The organism is Streptomyces niphimycinicus (assembly GCF_018883605.1).
In the GTDB taxonomy this organism is placed as follows: domain Bacteria; phylum Actinomycetota; class Actinomycetes; order Streptomycetales; family Streptomycetaceae; genus Streptomyces; species Streptomyces niphimycinicus.
In genome coordinates this window covers 1-3,688 of the sequence record NZ_JAHLEM010000043.1, presented here as the reverse complement: position 1 = coordinate 3,688, position 3,688 = coordinate 1, and the positions used below count along the sequence as shown (strand labels likewise).

Here is a 3,688-nt window from a genome sequence, read left to right as displayed (position 1 = left end):
ACCTGGCCGTAGTTGCCGAAGAAGGTGAAGATCGAGACGGACGCCGGGAGTTGCTCGGGGGAGAGCAGCAGCATGAAGGGGACGAAGAAGTTGCCCCACATCATGATGAAGCTGTAGATCATCACCACCGTGATGCCCGGCCCCATCAGCGGCAGGATGACCCGGGTCAGGCTCTGTAGCCAGGAGGCGCCGTCGGTCCAGGCGGCCTCTTCCAGGATCACCGGCACGCCGTCCATGAAGTTCTTCATCAGCCAGATGGCGAAGGGCAGTTGGGAGGCGGCGAGGAAGAGCGCCGTACCGGACATGGTGTCGATGAGGTCCACCTGGACGAAGAGTCCGTAGACCGGAACCATGATCGCGGTGATCGGCAGACAGGTGGTGAAGAGCACCGTCAGCAGATACGGGCGTACGACGCGGGAGCGGAAGCGGGAGAGGGGATAGGCGGCCAGCGCCGCGCAGGCGACGGTCAGGATGGTGGCGCCGCCGCACAGGAGCAGGCTGTTGAGCATCGGCGTGAAGGTGATCTCGTCGGTCCACACCGCCGAGAAGTTGTCCAGCGTGGGCGAGCCGGGCGCCGAGACCCGCAGGGTGGCGTCGCTGTCGACGGAGGCCAGGACCAGCCAGGCGAGCGGGAGCAGAAACGCGGCCGCGATGAGCAGCAGCGCGGCGTCGGCGGCCAGTCGGCGGCGCCTGCTCGGGGACCAGCGGGGGCCGCCGGTACGGCGCTTGGCGGAGCGGGGCCAGGGGCGGGCGGGGCGGGCGGAGAGCGTGGACAACCTCGGACCTCCTCGCGTGAGGCGCTCGGGACACAAGCGGGGCAGCATGCGGACCAGGGCAGCTACGAGCGGTGCAGGTGGCCCGCATCCCGTACATGAAACCGTCTGACGCGTCTCCGCGGAAGGAGGCGTAACCGCCCCGATTCGGTGGGGAGCGTCAGCCGCCCACGGCGGCGGTCACGGCGGAGGGACCGGGAAAGTCATTGGGCAGTGCGTCCATCAAAATCTCGTCAACCGGTCGCCCAAGCCAGTACCCGGACTGGCGCAGCCGTCCCGACTGCCGGAACCCGGCCTTCTCGTAGGCCGAGACCCCGGCTTGGTTGGGCTCAAGCACTTTCAGCCACACCATGCGCAGCGCTCCGATGTGGAATGCCCAGTCGAGGGTGAGCCGGGCGGCTTCGGCCGCGTAGCCCTTGCCGCGTTCGCTTGGTGCGAGGACGATCACGAACTCGGCTGTGTGGAGGACTCCGTTCACGTGCAGGGTGGTCAAGCCGATGGCTTCCTTGTCAGCAGTCCGTAGTACTTCGAATTGCTGGAGGCTCTGGTTGCCGCGCTGGCGTTCCCAGCCGGATACGCGGGACTCCCACGCCTGCGGGAACTGGGCACCGTAGCCGAGGAGTGTGCGGGTGTCGCTCTCCCACTGGTGGTACTCCGGCAGCATGTCCTGGCGCGGCATTCCCAACGCGAGCCGGTCGCCGTTCAGCAGGATGTGCGGGTCACTCACGGCGGTGTCTCCCTTCGGTCCCGAAGATCGGGGCCGGGTCCGTCTGGTGTGTGGGTCGGGGTGTAGAGCGAGGTGTCGGGAGGCTCCTCGACAGGTCTCCCGTACCGGTTAACGAGCCAGGCGTGCAGCCGTATGGGGTCGGTGGCCACACCGTGCCTCCACTCGCCCCGCCGTCCGGCGAGGGCAAGCAGCACCGCGGCGGCGGCTGACTGTTCCAGGCACGCCCAGCGGGTTGGAATCGCTCGTGACGCCCAACGGGTGGCGCGTACAGCGTAGTGGACTTGACGGGTCGTCGCGGGGGTGAAGTATCGGCCGCAGCAAGCGAGCCGTACGAGGCGGCGGAACCGTCTGCGGCGTGGTCCGCACGTGCGCACGGCTGTGGTGAGGAGTACGGCGGGGAGGGCCGCTAGGCGCCACCGCAGCGGCACCGGAGCCCAGCGGGGGAGGGTGGCGGGAGCGTCGGTGGTGCCCCAGGTGGGAACCGCGGCTGCGACCTGCACGACGGTTCCAGCAGGCGGCTGGCCGGAGAGAGGGCGCAGTTCGGTCCTGCCGGTGTCGTAATCGATGGTCACGCAAGCGTGCGGGGTCAGCGCGACCACGCTCCGGGAGGCGTTGCTCATCGTGCACCTGCCGGGGTCGGGTTCTGCCAGGGAATAGCCGGTGCGCGTTCGATGGAGTCGAGCCACGCTTCTGCGGCCAGGGTCGGGAGGAGCGTTGCCCAGATGGTCTCGGCGCCCAGAGCGGCGGCGTGCACGGTGGCGCGCAGCGGCGCGGGATCGACGAGCCCGCGCGCTGCGAGGCGCCCGTCGGCGAGATCCAGTACACGGCGGAGGTTGGCCCTCATGCCCCGGTGGAAGTCGGCGGTGAACACGCCCTTCGTGGTGCGGCGGCGGTGCAGCACGGGCAGCAGGTCGCCGCATGAGTCCGCCAGGAGGGGCTTGTACCGGTGCACGGAGAATCGGAGGTCGGCGGGTACGGATACCACCGCGTCGAGTACGGCGCCGTCGAAGTATGGGTTGTGCAGCTCGACGCCGAGGGCATCGGCGAGTTGGGCGTCGGCGTGGGCGGTCCGTGCCGCATGGCGAACCGAAGTAATCAACGCCGAGTCGGCGTCTTCCGGCTGCCACATCGGTGGGGGGACGGAGGACGGCAGCCAGGCGGGCCGTACGAGCCATGGACGCGCCACCCCTTGCATGTCACGGCGCAGGGCCGCTGTGATCAGCGGGCGGGGGTTCTGCCTACGCAGCCGTGCCCACGCCAAGGCGTCTGCGGAGAGGCGCAGCCAGCGTCTGCTGCGGGCCAGGTCTACGAGGTGCCGGGGCGAGGGAAGGAAGAGGTCATCGCCTCCGTCTCCGGTGAGGTGCCGAACGGCTCCCGTGGCGGCGGTGATGTGCAGTTGGGCAGAGAGCATGGCCCAGACGGCATTCGACGGCGGAGGTTCGTCAACCGCGGCCAGGGGGGTGTCAGCCGCGCTGAATGGGAGGTGGTGCTCTTCCAGCGGGAACTCGATGCAGGTGAGGCCCGGTACGTCAAGCGCTCGCGCGTACTGGAGATCGCCCCCTTCTGTGATGCCGGAGGGGTGGGCGGTCACTCCGGTGAGGGGACGGCATCGTGCGGCGATCACGGCGAGAGTGGTGGAGTCCATGCCCCCGAGATCCGTCGAGGACGGTGTGTCCCGGACGCGCACCCGTACGCCTTCGGTCACGGCTCGACGGATCGCGGGGAGGGCTTCGTCCGGTTGGCGCGTGACCGGCGACCACCATGCGGATGACCGAACGGCATCCGCGCCCAGGGTCAGCCGGTGTCCGGCCAGTACCGGGGTGACGTTAGCCCAGGCGCTGCGGCCGGGCACCGGTGCTTTCGTATCCCAGAGGTACGAGGCGAGCCAGTCATCGTCCGCGCGTCCGCCGACCAGGGCGGACAACGCGCGGGAGCTGGATGCCCACACAACTCCATCCGGGGTGGTCACTGTGTAGAGCGGGCAGGCCCCGGCGGTATCCGTGACCACTTCCACGGCGCGGTGCTCGGTGAGGCGCACGGCGATGTACGAACCAGCCCAGTCGCCCACAGCCCTCGCGAAATCGGGGGCGTCCACGGCATGAGCGAGTTCCTCATCGGCTGCCGAGCACGGCCCGAGCACCGCCATCCGGGCGCTGCGCCCCTTCGCGGTTCTCACCAGGTGAGCCGA

The 3,688-nt window shown here is 69.4% G+C and carries 4 protein-coding genes; all 4 read right to left on the bottom strand.

Translation table 11 applies throughout. The features are described 5' to 3' along the window. Nucleotides 1-824: carbohydrate ABC transporter permease (locus KN815_RS05575; protein ID WP_372458271.1), on the bottom strand; the 824-nt coding region annotated here is incomplete at its 3' end. A gap of 109 nt (nucleotides 825-933) precedes the next feature. After that, nucleotides 934-1,500, bottom strand: a complete 567-nt coding sequence (locus KN815_RS05570) for a GNAT family N-acetyltransferase (RefSeq protein WP_216340622.1) — start codon at nucleotides 1,498-1,500, stop codon at nucleotides 934-936. Next, nucleotides 1,497-2,120 (bottom strand): lasso peptide biosynthesis B2 protein, encoded by a 624-nt coding sequence (locus tag KN815_RS05565; protein ID WP_216340621.1) that lies wholly within the window; start codon nucleotides 2,118-2,120, stop codon nucleotides 1,497-1,499. The genes KN815_RS05570 and KN815_RS05565 overlap by 4 nt, the downstream gene beginning before the upstream one ends. Beyond that, nucleotides 2,117-3,688: albusnodin/ikarugamycin family macrolactam cyclase (locus KN815_RS05560; protein WP_216340620.1), on the bottom strand; the 1,572-nt coding region annotated here is incomplete at its 5' end. The genes KN815_RS05560 and KN815_RS05565, both read right to left, overlap by 4 nt.